The following is a 17,455-nucleotide window of genomic DNA, read 5'->3' on the forward strand; positions in this document are numbered from 1 at the left end:
TACCAAAGATAGCCCACTAAATGACATTGCCTATACCACAATGTGGGTATTTTTTAAAACACTTAGTTGTTTAGCAAACTATCCATCTCGTTCTTAACGAATTGCATTAATTGCTTAATATGTGCAGGCGAAAAATTAAATTCTATGCCGGCAGTACTATATAATTCAGGTAGAGTTAATGTTCCACCTTTACTTAAAGACGCAATATAGCCCTCAAGTGCTGCTTGCTTGTTTTCTTTATATCGCTTCCATAGCCCAATTGCACCCAATTGTGCAATACCATATTCAATGTAATAGAAAGGCACTTCGAATAAGTGAAGTTGGCGCTGCCACCCGTATTCACGGTATTTTGTTAATCCTTCAAAATCAATTACATCAGTAGAGAACTCATTCAAGATTTCTAACCATTTAACTTTTCTGGCATCTAAGCTATGTTGTGGATTTTCATAAATCCAATGTTGAAACTTGTCAATAGTTGCAATCCAAGGGAAGATGGTAATAACGCGCTCCAATTGATGTTCCTTAGCACGTTTCAGGTCTTCCGCATTCTCGAAAAATACTTCCCAATGGTCCATGCTGAACAATTCCATAGCCATACTGGCCACTTCGGCAATTTCCATAGGATACTCTTTGAAAGCGCTTAATTCAAGCGGATGCGCCAGGAAAGAATGTATCGCATGTCCGCCCTCGTGAACCATTGTTGTAACATCGCTCATTTGTCCGGCAGCATTCATGAAAATAAAGGGCGCACCTGTTTCTGCTAACGGACAGTTGTATCCTCCGGGCGCTTTTCCAATTCTACTTTCAAGATCAAACCGCTTCATTTTATCCATGGTGCGCAAACAATCTGCAAAAAAGGGATTCAATTTTTCAAAACATTGAACGGTTTTGCTCAATAACTCTGCTCCTGTTGTGAATGGTTTCAATGGCTGAACACCGGATGGTTGTGCTTCTAAATCCCAGGGGCGGAGCTTTTCAAGTTTAAGCGATTTTTGTTTCCGCTGATAAATAAGTTTAACCAAAGGGAGTACTTCTTCTTTTACTGCCCGATGGAATTCAAAGCAAGACTCTTTTGTATAATCGAACCGTCCTAGTTCTTTAAACTTATAATCTCTGTAGTTCTCAAACCCTGCATTTAAAGCAACCTGATGTCTTTTTTGAACGAGTGTACTGAACAAGTCATCAAGGGCTTGTTTGTCTTCTAATCTGCGTTCATTGATTTTGCGATAAACCGACTCACGTAAACCTCGATCTTCTTGTTCTAGAAATTTTGCGGCCTGTTGTAAAGTGTACTCTTTACCATTCACTTCAATGGTCATTTTGCCCGAGATCGCACCAAATTGTTGACCCAACACGCTTAATTCAGATTGAAGGGGTATGTTTTCTTCGCGAAACAATTCAATGCTTTTCTTAATGCTACGTATATAAGTAAAGTACTTCTCTTTGTTCAGAGAGGCGGTGAATGGACATTCAATGAACTTACGGTTCAACAAATCTGCGATGGGCTGAATTTTAGGTTGAATTTCCGTAACAAAAAATACGAATGCGTTTTCCAATTCTTTGTCGGTAGTGTCACAAGTCATTCTTATTTGACGCCAGCAAGCGTCTTCGCTTATTACAGCTTCCAACTCACTACTATCTTTTAACCAAGCCTCGAGCGCTTCTACACTGATAAGCTCTCTTTGAAGTAGGTTATTGAAGTATGGTTCAAGCGATTGCCAATCGGAGATGGTAAAGTTTTCTGGCAAGAAATGACGTACTGGTTTTTCTATTGCTGCTGAGTAACTCATAGTTTAGACTGATTATTTAAAAAACAAAAGCCGTTCCTGAAGATAGGAACAGCTTTATTAATAAATCGTTATTGTTATTTCTTTTTAGGAGCTGCTTTTTTCTTAGGAGCTTCTTCATCAGATTCAGTGGCTTCCTTTTTAGCTTTAGGGGCCGCCTTTTTCTTTGGAGCCGCCTCACTTTCTTCAGTAGCTTCTTTTTTTGCTTTAGGGGCTGCTTTCTTTTTTGGTGTTTCTTCCACAACCGCTGGAGCTTCTTCAACTACTTCTTCTTCAGCAGGAACTTCACTCAATTTTAGCTCAACACCGGCCGTTTTCAAGATAGAGAACCACTTAACCATCTTCTTCATATCGCTGTTGTAAACACGGTCGAAATCCAAATCCGCATATACTTTTTCAAAGTAAGACTTTACGGCTTTTGCATCTTTTTCGTCCGGAAGGGTTACCCCGGCTTTGTCCATTGCGTGAAAAATCTCGATCAAGTTTACATTTTCACGAATGGTATATACTTCAATACTTTCCAAATGAGAAAAGTTGTGAATGCGAGAAGACACAAATTTTGTTGACTTGTCCTCTAATGAACGCACAATAGCGCCATCATTTTTACTACTGATTAATTCTTGAAGACCAGGTAAGCCCGTTACGGCAATAAGTTTACTGTATTCCATAGTTGTCAATTACACATTTTGAAGGTGCAAGATAAGTTTAGTTATTGAAATTCAATTAACGAGGGTTTAAAACGGCGGTTCGCCGTTCATAGAAACTTCAGCAATTGATAGGCCATTATCGATCAATTAGCCTTAATTTTCCGCAAACTTGTATCTTTTTTTGAACGATCAGGATCTCATCATACAACTCAAAAAGGGTAACCCGGAAGCCTACAAAACTGTTGTTAATCAATGGAAAGACATGATTTACAACACGGTTTTAGGCATTCTACAACATCCGGAGGATGCAGAAGACATAACACAAGACGTATTTGTTCAAGCGTTCGAGAGTATTCATCAATTCAAGGGAGAGTCGAAATTGTCGACCTGGTTGTACCGAATTGCCGTTACCAAATCACTCGATTGGATCAGAAAGAAGAAACGAAAAAAGAGATTTGGGTTTATTCAGAGCTTGTTCACCGGGGAATCCCTTGAACCGATCGAATTGCCGGAATTCCATCATCCCGGCGTGGTAATAGAAAACAAAGAAAACGCTTCCGTTTTGTTTCAAGCAATACAGAAACTTCCTGAAAATCAAAAAGTTGCATTTACTTTAAACAAAATTGAGGGGTTGAGTTACGCAGAAGTGGCGGAGATTTTGGAGACTTCTGTTCCATCCATCGAGTCATTGATGCATAGAGCAAAGCAAAATCTTAGAAAGTTTCTGGCAGATTATTACGAAAAATCCAAAGATTAAAAGCAAGTTTTTGTCCCTTAAAACGTCTAAATTGAAGTAAGATGAGCAAAAGCTACAACATAGAAGAACGAATTGAATCAACATTAAATAGTGTTGACGGCATACAACGTGCCGAAGCTTCGCCTTTTTTGTACACAAGAATTGAGGCGGCGATGTATGCGAGACAATCGACTTGGGGTCGATTTTCCAGTCAGCTTGCAAAACCTTCTTTTGCATTAGCCACAGCCTTACTGGTGCTCATTTTAAACTTCTGGGCTTTTAATTCATCAAGCACCAATAATGAAACTTCAGCCGGAGCAAACTCTTCTGATGTGGAACAAATGATGGCTAATGAATATTCACTTACCAATACTGCCTCAGAAAGCTATCTTGCAACAATTGATGAGAAATGAATCAACTAATTCGTAATAACAAAGCTTTGGTAATACTCATAGGCATCCTCTTGGTGTCGAACGTATTATTAGTGCTGTATTTTACCGTTTGGAGCAATCGTTCGGGAAAGCCACCGATGAATAGAGGAGGGTTTTCAATGGTAGAACAAATGACGAAGGAACTGGGTTTCTCAAAATCACAAGCAGATACTTTTAAAATACTGTTGGATCAAAACCGTGACTCTATGAAATATTGGAGTGAACAAGTTCGGTCCATCAAGAAGTCGATGTACAGTAATCTAAACAACACAAGTATCGGTGACAGTGCTTTAGCTGTAAAAGCAGATAACTTGGCTGCTACACAAGCAAAAATGGAATTATCGATGTACCGTCATTTTGCAAAAGTGAGAGCCATTTGTACTCCCGATCAACTTCCTAAGTTTGATACCGTTGTAAGTAGAATGATCAACCGACCACCTTGGTTTGGTAAGAACCGCGGACCCCAAAAGCACGATTAACAAAATTTTCATTTCCTCAAGAAAAGGTTTTTGAAGAATCGACGTCCAATCTTCTATTAAACTTAATAATATGAAGAAGTTATTCCTGTTGGCTTTTGCCCTTACAGTATCATCTGTAGCATTATTCGCCCAAGGCGGCGGAGGCGGTTTTCAGCGCAGAACGGTTGAAGAAAGAGTGAAAATGATTCACGAAAAAATGGATTCAGCTTTCAAACCCGGAGAGGCTAAACTGAAAGAAATTGATGAAGTATTTACTACCTATTACAAAGGTCAAGACAAATTAAGAGAAGAGATGATGGGTAGCGGCGAGCGTCCTGATCCGCAAGTAATGCGTGAAAAAATGCAACCGCTTACAGACGAAAGAGACTCAAAACTCAAGAAGATTTTGACGGAAGAACAGTATAAAAAATGGAAAGAAGAAATAGAACCTTCTATGAGACCCCAAAGAGGCCCCCGACAGTAATCATTCAATAAAATAAATAAAGAGCCATCCCAAAATATCGGGACGGCTCTTTAACTTTAGTGAAAACCTCTTGTATGAAAATTGAAGCCGGTTCGGTTGATGAATACATCGAAAAGATTGCCGAGCCACAACAAGCAGCAGTAAAAAAACTCAGAGCAATCGTAAAGAAAAACTTGCCAAAAGGATTTAAAGAACAGATCAGTTATAACATGATCGGCTTTGTTGTACCGCATAGTACTTACCCCAATGGCTACCATTGCGACCCTAAGCTACCCCTTCCTTTCCTTAATATTGCCGCTCAAAAGAACTTTATAGCATTGTATAATATGGGGTTGTATGCTGACCCGGTATTAACCAAATGGTTTCAAGAAGAATACGCCAAATTGGGACTAGCAAAATTAGATATGGGTAAGTCTTGTATTCGATTTAAGAAACCAGATCAAATTCCCTATGATTTGATTGGAGAATTATGTAAGAAAATTTCAGTTGATAAATGGATTGAAATGTATGAATCTGCTTTTCGAAAAAAATAGCTAAGAAAGTTGTATTTGTTTCAATAAAAGTTCAACGGTACTCGCATCAAATAGCTGTGTACCCTCGTTCATTGTAGCAGCACTTCCACATGCAACACCCCATTGTATCGCTTCCTTAATGCTACAGCCATTGTGAAGCGCGTAGGTAATTCCGGCAACCATACTATCGCCGGCTCCTACAGTACTCTTCTTTGGAACGGAAGGGGCTTTTACGAAATGCCGTTCTTCTTTTCCTACCAACCATGCTCCATCTGCGCCCATAGAAACTACAACAAAGGAAGAATATTCCTCCTCAATCAATTTATGGGCACAATCAGCTACTTCATGTGGCGCTATTTTATCCATATCAAGAAGCTTACTCATTTCACCAATATTTGGCTTAATTAAAAAAGCTTTTCTACCTTTTATTGCTTCCAAGGCCGAACCTGAAGTGTCAATCACACATTTGCAGCCAATTTCTGCTGCAGCATCTATGATCATTCCGTAGCTTGATTCCGGTAAACCCGGGGGCATGCTGCCACTCGCGATAATAAACTCGGGCTTAATGGAACGAATCTTATCTACGATTCTGTGAATGATATCTTCTGAAACCTTTCTGCCAGGAAAAGTAAAACGGAATTGGTGATTGGTATTGTTTTCTAATACTATCCAATTCTCTCTGGTTTCAACTTGCGTATCTATTGCATGAAAGAGAATATCATCTTTCTTCAAAATTGAACAAAGCATGTTTCCATTGTGACCACCCGCAGGAAATAATGCAAAGGAGGGTAAGCTTAATTTTTTCAATGCTTTTGACACATTGATGCCGCCACCGCCGGCTTCATGTACTACTTCCGCACAGCGAAGCTTTGTTTCCGGTTCTAAAATGGGTAAGGTGGAACTTTTATCGATGCAAGGATTGAGTGTAATGGTCAAAATCATTTTAATTCAGTTTACTTAGTTCTGCAATAACATTTTTCAAACGTTCAGAAAGAGTGGCGTGATCGGTATAACCCTTAGCTACCAAATAATATTTTGATTCATTGGCCTGAACGAATACAGTAGGATAGCCGGTGACTTGTAGTTGCTTGCACAGCGAAAACTCATAATAGGCTTTCTCTTTGTAAGATTCACTATGAAGTTTTGTATAGAAATCATCCGGATCTAATTCGTATTTTTCAAGTAAATGACGATACGCTTCGTCGTCGCATAAATCGCGACCCTCATAGTGCAATGCGTGTTGCAGATCGGATGCAAAGCTTACTTGTAACTCGGGCTTTATTTCTTTGAAAATGCACAATGCGATTGAAGGCTTTTCAGATGAGGGGAACCAATCACTTTGATCGGGGTTGAAAATATGCCAGAGATAATCTTGTCCAAATTCAATACCGGTATACTCTTCAACTGTTTTATATGCTTTTTGTATGTATGCCGCGGTACTGCTGATGGGTATTGGCGTTTCTGTGATGATCATCCCTCCACTCAATACTTCAAATCGAAAATCCTCCTTAAACTCCTCTGAAATTTTCCTTATCACCGGACTAAAACCATAACACCATCCACAATAGGCGTCATAACAATAAATAAGATTGAGTTGCATGAAGCGAAGTTACTACAAAACAGGTCATTTCGAAGAAGCGCGCTCTTTTACAGAAACGAACTGTTGTTCGTAATCATCACGAATGGTTCCCATCCATCGGTCCCAGAATAAGAAGTAGAGTCCGTAGTTGCCTTTAAAATATTGGTGGTGCTGATTGTGATTTACAGAGGTGTTGATCCACTTTCCAATTGGGTGAGTTGCAAACCATTTTGGATAGAGCTCCCATCCCAGGTGTCCATACACATTGTAAACAATCATGAATAGAAAAAAGAAAGGAAGATGGTAGGTGTGGATTGGCATGATAAAAAGGAATAACACAACTATCCCGGTTTCAATGATCGCTTCCAATGGATGAAAAGCATATGCTGCCCAGGGTGAAGGGTTGTTAGACTTGTGATGTATTAAGTGAACGTACTTAAATATTTTGGGATGATGCATCAAGCGATGCATCCAGTAAAAATAGCTGTCGTGTAGAAATAGCATGATTATGAAAGCACTTATAAAATAGATGCTTCCGTATTGATTGATATCAGTATAATAAAAAGTGTGAACTCTAATTGAATCAGTTTTAATGAAAAAAACAGGGACCAATCCAAATAAAGCGATTGTTATAATGGAGTAGAAGATCTCTCGTAAGTAGTCTGTGTTTTTCGGAAACTTGGGTTGTATCTTTTTGTATGCAATCTTTTTTTTGAATACAACATATGCTAAAATGAATGTTAGGCCTGCAAAAACAACGTATCGACTCCCGATCAAGTTTACCACTTTTCCATAAAAACTCCAGTCAATAGCTAAGAAAAACTTCATAATAAATGTTGGTATTGTTTCATGTATTTCCAGTTGCGGGGTAATCCTTGTTCAATCCACTCCATCGCTTGCTCAAGTCGTTTATTTCTTGTAGGCTCCGTTTTTGCTTCTTCTAACCAATCAATATATTCTTTTTTGCCGGAAGGCGAAAATGATTCAAAATGCGCTTCTGCCTTTTTCGACTTTTTCAAAGAAGCAGCCAAATAGGCCGGAATCACTGTTTTTTTAGGAGTTAATTTTTTAGGTTTGACTGGTTTGATGCCTGCTTCGTTTAATGCCATCGCTTCTTTTATCCAGGCTATTATCTTTTTATCGGGCGGAAGCATTTCTAGAGAAGTGATTTTCCCTAAATGTCCCATCGCAACCTCAGATTTTGCGTTCATAGTCAAGGTGGGATCTTTCATAAGCGATGCTTTCCAAAACCCAAGTGAACAATGTTCCTTGAATGAAGCAAAGCCGCATAAGATGCTCCCTGCATAACTATAATTGGGGAAACTCCATTTGATACCTTCTTCAACATCCGGACAGGTGGTTACAATCAATTCTCTTAAATGCTTAAGTATGGGGCGTGCAAAAGGCGCTGCATTTTTTATGTATGCATCAACCCTAGGATCCTTTTTGTAACTCATGTTCAATATTTTAGTGTGCTTCCAGCCAGTTATTACCTTGACCACACTCGGCTATTACAGGTACACCGCCCGGAAGTAAAAGAGCGGACTGCATGTTTTCAATAATAAGAGGCTTTAGTTCTTTCACTTCTTCTTTCAATGCATCGAAAATCAATTCATCGTGCACTTGCAATATCATTTTACTTTTCATTCCGGCTTTCTTCATTGCTGCATGAACTTTCTGCATGGCAAGTTTGATCATATCGGCGGCTGTTCCTTGGATTGGAGAATTGATCGCGTTACGTTCTGCAAAACCTCGCACTGTAAAATTGGAAGAGTTGATATCTCTCAACCAACGTTTTCTTCCCATGAGAGTTTCAACATATCCATGTTCACGTGCAAAATTGATCGTGTTGTCCATATATTGTTGAATTCCTTGGAACTGCTTCTTATAGTTATCAATGATTTCTTTTGCTTCTGTTCTACTAATTCCTAGATTATCGGCCAAACCAAAAGCGCCCTGTCCATAAATGATCCCAAAGTTTACGCTTTTTGCTTTGTAACGCATTTCCTTTGTTACTTCCGATTCTGGCACATTGTAAACTTTTGCTGCGGTAGCCGTATGAATATCAGTTCCTTTTTTGAAAGCCTCGCACATTGCCGGATCTTCGCTTATAGCAGCCACAATTCGGAGCTCAATTTGCGAGTAATCGGCAGAAAGCAATACGTGCTTATCGTCTCTTGGAATAAATGCTTTTCGAATTTCCTTTCCTCTTTCAGTTCTTACAGGTATGTTCTGAAGGTTAGGATTATTGCTGGCAAGGCGACCGGTAACAGCCACCGCTTGAGCATAAGAAGTATGCACACGGCCGGTTTTTTCATTAACCAGTTCAGGAAGTGCATCAACATAAGTTGATTTTAGTTTTGTCAATTCTCTAAATGCAAGAATATCATCTACAATAGGATTGGTTGCGGCTAATTTGGCCAACACGTCTTCGCCTGTTGCATATTGACCTGTTTTCGTTTTTTTCGCCTTGGGGTCTAACTTTAGTTTCTCAAATAGTACTTCACCTAATTGTTTTGGGGAAGCTAGATTGAATTTTACTCCCGCTTGTTCATAAACCCTTTTCTCGGCTTTTTTGGCCTCTTCATCCAATTGTTTGGAATAGTCTTGTAAGAAATCGACATCAATCTTAACACCTTCAAATTCCATATCGGTCAGCACTTTTACCAAAGGATTCTCTACTTCGTAAAATACCTTCGTTACTTCCTTTGCAGCTAATTGGGGTTCGAATACCTTTTTTAATTGAAGAGTGATGTCGGCGTCTTCAGCTGCATATTCAGTAATTTTTTCAAGTGCTACATCACGCATGTTACCTTGTGTCTTTCCCTTTTTACCAATAAGTTCATCAATATGTATTGGTTCGTAATTCAAATATTGAGCACTTAATAGATCCATGCTTCTTTTTCCATCCGGTTCTATAACATAATGAGCTAGCATGGTATCGAATATGTCGCCGGCCAGCGTGTATCCATACCATTTTAATACGAGTAAGTCGTATTTGATGTTTTGACCGATCCATTTCTTGGAAACATCCGCGAAAACCGGTGCAAAATGCGCAAGTAAGGCAGCCGCTTGTTTTTGATCGGACGGAACCGGAACATAGTAGGCTTCATGTTCTACCCAAGAAAAACTCATTCCCACTAACTCTGCATTGTTGGCGTCGATATTGGTGGTTTCAGTATCAAAACAAATTTCTTTTTGACTACCGAGTTGTTGAATAAACGACTTTAGTTCTTTTTCTTCAGTAATAGAATGATAGACATGTGAAGTGCTGTGAACCGTTTTGCGTTCCCCTTGTGGTTCCTCTACCGGCTCTTCTGTTTGTTTTATTTCAGGTTCAATGATATTGCCAAACAAATCTGTTTGAACGCCTTGAGGTTGCTCTTTTTCAATATTTGATTTTCGAGCGGCAACTTGAATCTGTTCGCCTAAGAGCCTTTGAGCAATGGTTTTAAATTCAAGTTCAGTAAACACATCTTTTAACTCTTCTTTATTCCATTCTTTTACTTTGAAGTCTTCCTCATGGAATTCAACAGGAACATTGGTTATAATAGTTGCTAGCTTTTTAGAGAGAATAGCCGATTCGCGACCATTTCTAACTTTTTCACCCATGGCTCCTTTTATTTTGTCGGCATTTTCCAGCACATTCTCTAGCGTACCATATTCAGCCAACAATTTGGCCGCTGTTTTTTCGCCAACACCGGGAATACCTGGAATATTATCGACAGCATCGCCCATCATTCCCAGAATATCGATTACTTGACTCACTTCTTTAATATTCCATTTAGCACATACTTCTGTTGGACCTAAAATCTCTACTTCTCCGCCTTGATAACCGGGTTTGTATATTTTTATTTTATCACTAACCAATTGACCATAATCTTTATCGGGGGTTACCATATACACTTCGTAGCCTACTTTGGCGGCTTGTTGCGCCAAGGTTCCGATTAGGTCATCGGCCTCATATCCGTCTAGCTCCATAACCGGAATATTGAAGCCTTCAATAATTCTTTTAATATCGGGAAGAGCAGCAATTAAGTCCTCAGGTGCTTCTTCTCTGTTTGCTTTGTACTCGGCAAAGTCTGTGTGACGTTCGGTTGGAGCCGAAGTATCGAAGCAAACCGCCATATGAGATGGCTTTTGGTTGTTTAGTAGGTCTACCAGAGCGTTGGTAAATCCAAATTGGGCATTGGTGTTTCGTCCCTTCGAGGTTATTCTGGGATTTCTAATTAATGCATAGTATGCTCTAAAAACCAGAGCGAGGGCGTCTACTAAAAACAATTTCTTACTCATAACACTAAGTTAGGGAAAGCCTATTTTGGAAAAAAATGTTCCTCCGAAACAAGTTGTATACTAACGTATAATTATATGCGAATAAAAAGGGCTAAATTGAAGCATGGCTAAGATTGAACTATCGGAGGCTTTTATGCAAAAAATAATCTCTGGGGAGATTGAAGAATTAGAAGTTGTGAAGGTATCGCCTTCAGCTTATGCGGTTGTATTGGCGAAGCCGTTTTTGAATATGGGAATGCATTATTCGTATCGCACCCATTTAATACTGGCAAAATCGGAGGCGGGTGGCTATGAAGGAAAATTCCCCCTTCCTCCTTTTATTACAATGGGCCTTGTAATTGGACTGGGGGCTATAGTATATGATTTAGTATTATTAGGAGGGACAGGTGTTAATTTGGCAACGATGAGCTTGGCCTTCTTTTTATTAGGTACGATCGTAGCTCACGCAGCATCCGAGTCAAGAATCCAACGCTGTTTGTTGGAATAAAAAAGCCATTCGATTCAGAACCGAACGGCTTTTAACATTGTAATTGCTCGTCTTAACATTAACGCATTGAAGTTGCAGAACTTGCTTGCGAAGATACCGAACGAATCAGTTTGTCTCCCGCTTCTTTGTGAAAGAAGTTGATGTAAACTGCGAACGCCAGTAAGCCAAAAGCGAACAGGTTGAGAAGTTTTCTTTGATAACGGTTCATAAGAAAATGGAATGTTTTTATTTGGATTTGGATTAACTCTCTTATGAACGCTTGCTGCCTTATTGTTATTTTGTAAAGCGATGAAAATAAGTGTTTTCACATCGAAGCATGGAAAAACCTCCCAGACATTAATTTTAAATGTGATTTAAGTAAGGCTCAATGATCATTACAGGGGGACTAGTTTTTCGCCAATCGTTCGAGGTTAATGGTATTGGAGGTTTTGTTATAGACGCGCATCCAATAAATTCCTTTTTCTAACGAACTAACATTAAGTGGTTGAAGACCAGAAACTTGAGGAAAGTTTAACTTCAGTTTTCCGGTAAGATCAAGAATAGAAATTTCCAAGGGCTGTTCGGTACGAACGATTAAAATGTTGTCTACAGGATTCGGGTAGAATTTAAACTCCAGTGCTCCGTTGATGAAGGCCGGCTGGCTGATTGTTCGAGCGGTAAAGCCTGCAGCGTTATTACATTTGATCCGATAATAGCTTTTGCCGGTGATCGGCTGCTCATCCATCCAGCTAAACTTGCCCAACCCGTTTTCGTTTTTTATCACTCCAATCGTCTCGAAATTCAGATTATTACTGCTTCTTTCTATCGTAAAATATTGCAGACTAGAATCGGTGCTTTCCCAAAGAAGCAACACATTTTTATTTTCTTTAATTTGAATGGAAAAAGATGGGGCGTCAATTTTCTTGAGCTTGGGGTCATTCAAATTAGGAAGTACCATCCAACCTTGAGAAAATCCGCATTCAAAAAGAAGGCAAATAAGTCCGGTAAAAAGCAGCTTTTGCATAGAAATAATGGGCGTAAGGGATTCGTTTATCCACAATATTCATGCCCAATTGTGGAAAACTCAAAAAAACAGTAAAAATTATCAGTTGATTGTTAAACATTTATGAAAACAGGATTACCTTTTGCCTGTTTCGATATAAATAAGAAAACAGTTATGGCGGAGACACGTATTATAAAAAAACGTAAGAAGATAGCACTGGTGGCGCACGATCATAAGAAGAAGGATTTGATTGAATGGGCTATTTACAATAAAACAGTATTGGCCAAACATGAATTGTTTGCAACCGGTACTACAGGTAAGCTATTGGAAGAAAAATTGGATCGCCCGGTTAAACGGATGCTTAGTGGTCCTTTGGGTGGTGATCAGCAATTGGGAGCCATGATTGCAGAAGGCGAAGTTGATGCCCTCATCTTTTTCTGGGATCCCATGGAAGCACAACCGCACGACAGTGATGTAAAAGCACTGTTGCGTTTGGCGGTAGCTTGGAACATCCCTACTGCTAGTAACAGAGCGACTGCCGATTTTTTAATGACCTCTCCCCTCATGCACGAAGATTATGAAGCCGCTATTCCCGACTACGGCTCTTACTTAAAACGCAAAGTTGATTAAGGAGAATTGACTGCTTAGTTGTAATTTTAAGCTCCTGCACTACTTAAAATTCAACTAAGCATGAGAAAAAAATTACTGCTTGCAATGGGCTTAGGCCTGTTCAGCGGACTCGCATTCAGTCAATCTCCCATTTCCGGCTATCCCGGAGCAAATGCTGCACAACAACAAAAATGGGAAGCAGCTTTCGATCAAAGTTTACAAGCCTCCAATGTTGACAAACTCCTGAAGGATATGTCGGCAAAGCCTCATGCTATGGGATCTCCCGGCACAAAGGCTGTTGCAGAGTATATCAACAACTACTTTCTGAGTTTGGGTATTGATTCCAAGGTGGAAGTACTGTATTCTCTTTTCAGCACCCCTAAGGAACGGGTATTGGAATTGACCGGTCCTGTAAAATTCAAAGCTGTATTGAGTGAGCCGGCTCTAAAAGAAGATGCAACCTCTAATCAAACAGCTGAGCAACTGCCAACGTATAATTGTTGGAGTGCAGATGGTGACGTGACCGCAGAATTGGTTTTTGTAAACTATGGTTTACCTGAAGACTATGAGTTTTTAAGAGAAAAAGGGATTGATGTAAAAGGCAAAATTGTAATCGCAAAATATGGTAGATCTTGGAGGGGGATTAAACCTAAAGTAGCGCAAGAACACGGTGCTATTGGTTGTTTGATCTATTCCGACCCAATGGATGATGGCTATTTTCAAGGGGATGTATATCCACAGGGTGCTTTCAAAAATGAATGGGGTGTGCAAAGAGGATCTGTAATGGACATGCCAATTTATCCCGGTGACCCTTTGACTCCCGGATACGGACATTCGAAAGATGCCAAAACCTTGGATAAAAGTGAAGTCATCAACTTATTGAAGATTCCGGTATTGCCCATTAGCTATCATGATGCTTTACCGCTTTTGAAACAATTGACAGGACCTGTAGCTCCGGACGCATGGAGAGGGGCTCTTCCTATTACCTATCATGTTGGTCCGAGTACCACTAAAGTACATTTGAAATTAGCTTTCAACTGGGAAGTAAAACCTGTTTACAATGTAATTGCAACGATAAAGGGAACTGAATTTCCGGATGAGTGGATCATTCGTGGAAATCACCACGATGCTTGGGTAAATGGTGCTAGCGATCCCTTGAGTGGAATGGCTGCCTTAATGGAAGAGGCCCGTGGTATTTCATTATTAATGAAACAAGGTTGGAAACCAAAACGCACGATTATCTTTTGTGGTTGGGATGGAGAAGAACCCGGTTTATTAGGTAGTACTGAGTGGGCAGAATTTCATCAAAAGGAGCTCGCAGAAAAAGCGGTTCTCTATATAAATAGTGATGGAAATGGCAGAGGGTTTCTAGGAGCAGCGGGCTCACATGCATTAGAACCTTTCATGAATGAAGTAGCAAGAGACGTTATTGATCCACAAACCGATGTAAGTGTTTTGGAAAGAAACAGAGCTCGCGCTATTACAAATGCAAGTTCAGTGGCGGCGAAGAAAAACTTATTGGCTAAAAAAACGATCAGTATCGGTGCATTGGGTGCTGGGTCCGATTATTCACCTTTCTTCCAACACATCGGTATACCTTCGTTGAACCTCGGTTTTGGTGGAGAAAACGAAGGTGGGGAGTACCACTCTATCTACGATTCTTACGACAATTATAGAAGATTTAAAGACCCTGAATTTGCCTATGGCGTTGCGTTGGCAAAAACAGCAGGCCGTGTAACGATGCGCTTTGCAAATGCAGAAGTATTGCCTTTTGATTATGCTTCTTTACAAAAAACAATTTCAGGTTATGTAACTGAAGTGGTGGCACTTGCCGACAATTTAAGAGAGGCCACTCAAGTGGAGAATCAAATCATTAAAGAAAAGAAATACACGCTGGCTGCTGACCCCCGTGAAGTGTACAATGCTCCCTTACCAAAGGATGAAGTGCCTTATTTGGAATTTGCAAGTTTGCACAATGCAGTAGCCGCCTTGTCTCAAGCAACAACAGCCTTAACTGCTGTTTTACAGAAAACGGGTTTGACTGCTGCGCAACAAACTGAATTGAACAAGCATCTTTATTTGGCCGAGCAAAGTTTGTTATTGGAGCAAGGATTGCCAAGAAGACCTTGGTACAAGCATAGCATTTATGCTCCCGGTTTTTATACAGGGTATGGAGTAAAAACCTTGCCTGGAATTCGGGAGGCCATTGAACAAAGAAGTTGGAAAGAAGCACAGGAACAAATTGTATTGGCTGCCAAAGCAATCGAAAACCTGGCAGCATACTTAACAAAGACCGCTGCTTCTATAAAATAGAATTGTTGTATGCCATTTAAACTACAGGCGCCCTATAGTCCTGCAGGGGATCAACCCACTGCTATTGCAGAACTAACGAAGGGATTAATAGAAGGGGAAAAGTATCAAACCTTACTAGGTGTAACCGGAAGTGGTAAAACATTTACCATTGCAAACGTAATTCAGAATGTACAAAAACCAACCTTGGTTTTAACTCACAATAAAACATTGGTGGCGCAATTGTACGGTGAGTTTAAGCAGTTCTTTCCGGATAATGCAGTTGGCTATTTTGTAAGTTATTATGATTACTATCAACCGGAAGCCTATATGCCGGTAAGTGATACGTATATAGAAAAAGACCTTTCTATTAATGAAGAATTGGATAAACTTCGCTTACATGCCACTTCAGAATTGTTGAGTGGTAGAAGAGATATCATTGTAGTTGCTTCTGTGAGTTGTATATACGGTATGGGAAACCCTACCGAATATGAGAACGGAATTATTCGTATAAACCAAGGCATGACTTTATCTCGTCAAGGATTTTTGCATGCCTTGGTCAATTCGTTGTATTCAAGAAGTCAGGGAGAATTTGGCCGTGGCAGTTTCCGTGTAAAGGGAGATACAGTAGACATCAATTTGCCTTATGTTGATTTTGGTTATCGAATAACTTTCTTTGGCGACGAAATTGAATCCATCGAAAGCTTTGATGTAAACACCGGCAAGCGTATTGGTATGATGGATACTGCAGCTATTTTCCCGGCTAACTTGTATTTAGCACCAAAGGACATGCTGCAGCAAGTTATTTATGAAATTCAAGATGAATGCGCAGCTCAAGTGGAATACTTCAAGAAAACCGGAAAATATATTGAAGCGCAACGACTCAATGAGCGTGTAAATTTCGACTTGGAAATGATTCGTGAATTAGGGTATTGTAATGGAGTTGAAAACTACTCCCGATTTTTTGATCGTCGTTCTCCGGGTACCCGACCCTTCTGTTTATTAGATTATTTTCCTAAAGACTTTTTATGTGTAATTGATGAGAGTCATCAAACCATTCCTCAAGTAAGCGGTATGTATGGAGGAGACAGAAGTAGAAAGCTGGTTTTGGTTGACTATGGCTTCCGATTGCCTTCGGCCCTTGATAACCGTCCGCTTAACTTCCACGAATTTGAGTCGATGCTCAATCAAACCATTTATGTTTCTGCTACCCCAGACCACTATGAATTGGAGAAATGCGGTGGGGTGGTAGTGGAACAAGTAGTAAGGCCAACAGGTTTATTAGACCCTCCTATTGAAATTAGACCGAGCTACAATCAAATTGATGATTTATTGGACGAAATCGATAAGCGTGTAACAAAGGGTGACCGTGTGTTGGTAACAACACTCACCAAGCGAATGGCGGAGGAAATGGACAAGTATTTGCATCGAATCAATATAAAGAGCAAGTACATTCACAGTGAAGTAGATACCTTGGATCGAGTGGAGATATTACGACAATTGCGATTGGGTGAAATAGATGTATTGGTAGGAGTAAACTTGTTAAGGGAAGGATTGGATCTACCCGAAGTTTCATTGGTGGCTATTCTGGATGCAGATAAAGAAGGATTTTTGCGAAACGAAAAGTCGTTGACTCAAACTGCGGGTAGAGCTGCCCGTAATGTGGACGGACTGGTGATCTTTTATGCCGATAAGATGACGGAAAGCATGCAAAAGACAATTGACGAGACCGGTAGAAGAAGAGAGAAGCAAATTGCTTACAATATTGAACACAACATCACTCCTAGAACAGTTATTAAGTCAAAAGAACAAGTATTCGCACAAACATCGGTGTTGGACATCAAGGGTTTTGACCCTAACAATCCATATGCAATGGTAAGCGATCAGGAATTGGTACCGGTAGCCGCGGAAGAACAGGTAGTTTATCAAACCATTCCTCAGGTGGAGAAGGCCATTTCTAAGATCAAAAAAGAAATGGAGAAAGCAGCCCGAGACCTTGATTTTATGGAAGCAGCACGTTTAAGAGATGAAATGTTTGCTTTACAAAAACAATTAGACACAATGAAAACCGGGTAAATGATTTTCTATTCGCTTGAAATTCAAGCGGGAAGCGGAAAGATTTTTTTTCAAGTTTGCACAATAAAAAATATTCGAACTTTTT

At 39.9% G+C, this 17,455-nt stretch carries 18 protein-coding genes; 9 read left to right on the top strand and 9 right to left on the bottom strand.

Annotation, left to right across the window (positions count from 1 at the left end; genetic code table 11):
* Positions 1 to 62: 62 nt before the first annotated feature.
* On the bottom strand, positions 63 to 1,790 hold the full coding sequence (locus ACQ2HE_RS02560) for a M3 family oligoendopeptidase (protein ID WP_430894869.1): 1,728 nt from the start codon (positions 1,788 to 1,790) through the stop codon (positions 63 to 65).
* A 74-nt stretch (positions 1,791 to 1,864) separates the two neighbouring features.
* Entirely contained in the window at positions 1,865 to 2,455 is a 591-nt protein-coding gene (locus ACQ2HE_RS02565; protein ID WP_430894867.1) for a DUF5606 family protein, read from the bottom strand.
* Positions 2,456 to 2,615: 160 nt separating this feature from the next.
* Here ACQ2HE_RS02565 and ACQ2HE_RS02570 point away from each other — a divergent pair, with 160 nt between their 5' ends.
* The 5 genes from ACQ2HE_RS02570 to ACQ2HE_RS02590 all read left to right on the top strand — a co-directional run bounded on the left by ACQ2HE_RS02570 (position 2,616) and on the right by ACQ2HE_RS02590 (position 5,076).
* The gene (locus ACQ2HE_RS02570; RefSeq protein WP_430894865.1) at positions 2,616 to 3,191 is read left to right on the top strand and encodes an RNA polymerase sigma factor; all 576 of its coding nucleotides are present in this window, start codon (positions 2,616 to 2,618) and stop codon (positions 3,189 to 3,191) included.
* A 41-nt stretch (positions 3,192 to 3,232) separates the two neighbouring features.
* Positions 3,233 to 3,583 carry a hypothetical protein gene (locus ACQ2HE_RS02575; RefSeq protein WP_430894863.1) on the top strand — a complete coding sequence of 117 codons (351 nt, stop codon included), beginning with the start codon at positions 3,233 to 3,235 and terminating at the stop codon, positions 3,581 to 3,583.
* Entirely contained in the window at positions 3,580 to 4,080 is a 501-nt protein-coding gene (locus ACQ2HE_RS02580; protein ID WP_430894861.1) for a Spy/CpxP family protein refolding chaperone, read from the top strand. Before ACQ2HE_RS02575 ends, ACQ2HE_RS02580 begins: the two co-directional genes overlap by 4 nt.
* Positions 4,081 to 4,150: 70 nt before the next feature.
* Positions 4,151 to 4,543, top strand: coding sequence for a hypothetical protein (locus ACQ2HE_RS02585; RefSeq protein ID WP_430894859.1), 393 nt, complete (start codon positions 4,151 to 4,153; stop codon positions 4,541 to 4,543).
* Positions 4,544 to 4,617: 74 nt separating this feature from the next.
* Positions 4,618 to 5,076: an iron chaperone gene (locus ACQ2HE_RS02590; protein WP_430894857.1), complete on the top strand. Its 459-nt coding sequence runs from the start codon at positions 4,618 to 4,620 to the stop codon at positions 5,074 to 5,076.
* On the opposite strand, the gene ACQ2HE_RS02595 is transcribed toward ACQ2HE_RS02590, so the two are convergent.
* The 5 genes from ACQ2HE_RS02595 to polA are packed head-to-tail and all read right to left on the bottom strand — an operon-like array spanning position 5,077 to position 10,927.
* Complete coding sequence (locus tag ACQ2HE_RS02595; RefSeq protein WP_430894855.1) at positions 5,077 to 5,997, bottom strand: 1-phosphofructokinase family hexose kinase; 921 nt, start codon at positions 5,995 to 5,997, stop codon at positions 5,077 to 5,079.
* Between the two features lies 1 nt (position 5,998).
* Entirely contained in the window at positions 5,999 to 6,655 is a 657-nt protein-coding gene (locus ACQ2HE_RS02600; RefSeq protein WP_430894853.1) for a DsbA family protein, read from the bottom strand.
* 24 nt (positions 6,656 to 6,679) lie between these two features.
* A complete protein-coding gene (locus tag ACQ2HE_RS02605) occupies positions 6,680 to 7,462 on the bottom strand; it encodes a sterol desaturase family protein (protein WP_430894851.1) in 783 nt (260 codons plus the stop codon).
* Positions 7,459 to 8,091, bottom strand: coding sequence for a YdeI/OmpD-associated family protein (locus ACQ2HE_RS02610; RefSeq protein WP_430894849.1), 633 nt, complete (start codon positions 8,089 to 8,091; stop codon positions 7,459 to 7,461). Before ACQ2HE_RS02610 ends, ACQ2HE_RS02605 begins: the two co-directional genes overlap by 4 nt.
* Positions 8,092 to 8,101: 10 nt before the next feature.
* Positions 8,102 to 10,927 carry a DNA polymerase I gene (gene polA, locus ACQ2HE_RS02615; RefSeq protein ID WP_430894847.1) on the bottom strand — a complete coding sequence of 942 codons (2,826 nt, stop codon included), beginning with the start codon at positions 10,925 to 10,927 and terminating at the stop codon, positions 8,102 to 8,104.
* 103 nt (positions 10,928 to 11,030) lie between these two features.
* Here polA and ACQ2HE_RS02620 point away from each other — a divergent pair, with 103 nt between their 5' ends.
* Entirely contained in the window at positions 11,031 to 11,414 is a 384-nt protein-coding gene (locus tag ACQ2HE_RS02620; RefSeq protein WP_430894845.1) for a hypothetical protein, read from the top strand.
* A 58-nt stretch (positions 11,415 to 11,472) separates the two neighbouring features.
* Here the strand turns inward: ACQ2HE_RS02620 and ACQ2HE_RS02625 are convergent, their stop codons facing one another.
* Together ACQ2HE_RS02625 and ACQ2HE_RS02630 are read right to left on the bottom strand one after the other, a co-directional pair.
* Entirely contained in the window at positions 11,473 to 11,622 is a 150-nt protein-coding gene (locus tag ACQ2HE_RS02625; RefSeq protein ID WP_430894843.1) for a hypothetical protein, read from the bottom strand.
* A gap of 177 nt (positions 11,623 to 11,799) precedes the next feature.
* The gene (locus tag ACQ2HE_RS02630; RefSeq protein WP_430894841.1) at positions 11,800 to 12,417 is read right to left on the bottom strand and encodes a T9SS type A sorting domain-containing protein; all 618 of its coding nucleotides are present in this window, start codon (positions 12,415 to 12,417) and stop codon (positions 11,800 to 11,802) included.
* A 102-nt stretch (positions 12,418 to 12,519) separates the two neighbouring features.
* On the opposite strand from ACQ2HE_RS02630, the gene ACQ2HE_RS02635 reads away from it, so the two are divergent.
* From ACQ2HE_RS02635 to uvrB, 3 genes are read left to right on the top strand one after another with little or no spacing between them, the layout of a single operon-like run.
* Positions 12,520 to 13,026: a methylglyoxal synthase gene (locus ACQ2HE_RS02635; protein ID WP_430894839.1), complete on the top strand. Its 507-nt coding sequence runs from the start codon at positions 12,520 to 12,522 to the stop codon at positions 13,024 to 13,026.
* Between the two features lie 60 nt (positions 13,027 to 13,086).
* Positions 13,087 to 15,318 carry a transferrin receptor-like dimerization domain-containing protein gene (locus tag ACQ2HE_RS02640; protein WP_430894837.1) on the top strand — a complete coding sequence of 744 codons (2,232 nt, stop codon included), beginning with the start codon at positions 13,087 to 13,089 and terminating at the stop codon, positions 15,316 to 15,318.
* Positions 15,319 to 15,327: 9 nt separating this feature from the next.
* The gene (gene uvrB, locus ACQ2HE_RS02645) at positions 15,328 to 17,370 is read left to right on the top strand and encodes an excinuclease ABC subunit UvrB (protein ID WP_430894835.1); all 2,043 of its coding nucleotides are present in this window, start codon (positions 15,328 to 15,330) and stop codon (positions 17,368 to 17,370) included.
* Positions 17,371 to 17,455 lie beyond the last annotated feature (85 nt).

Origin of the sequence: Endoryza foliicola, from assembly GCF_050589245.1 — a bacterium.
In the GTDB taxonomy this organism is placed as follows: domain Bacteria; phylum Bacteroidota; class Bacteroidia; order Chitinophagales; family Chitinophagaceae; genus Endoryza; species Endoryza foliicola.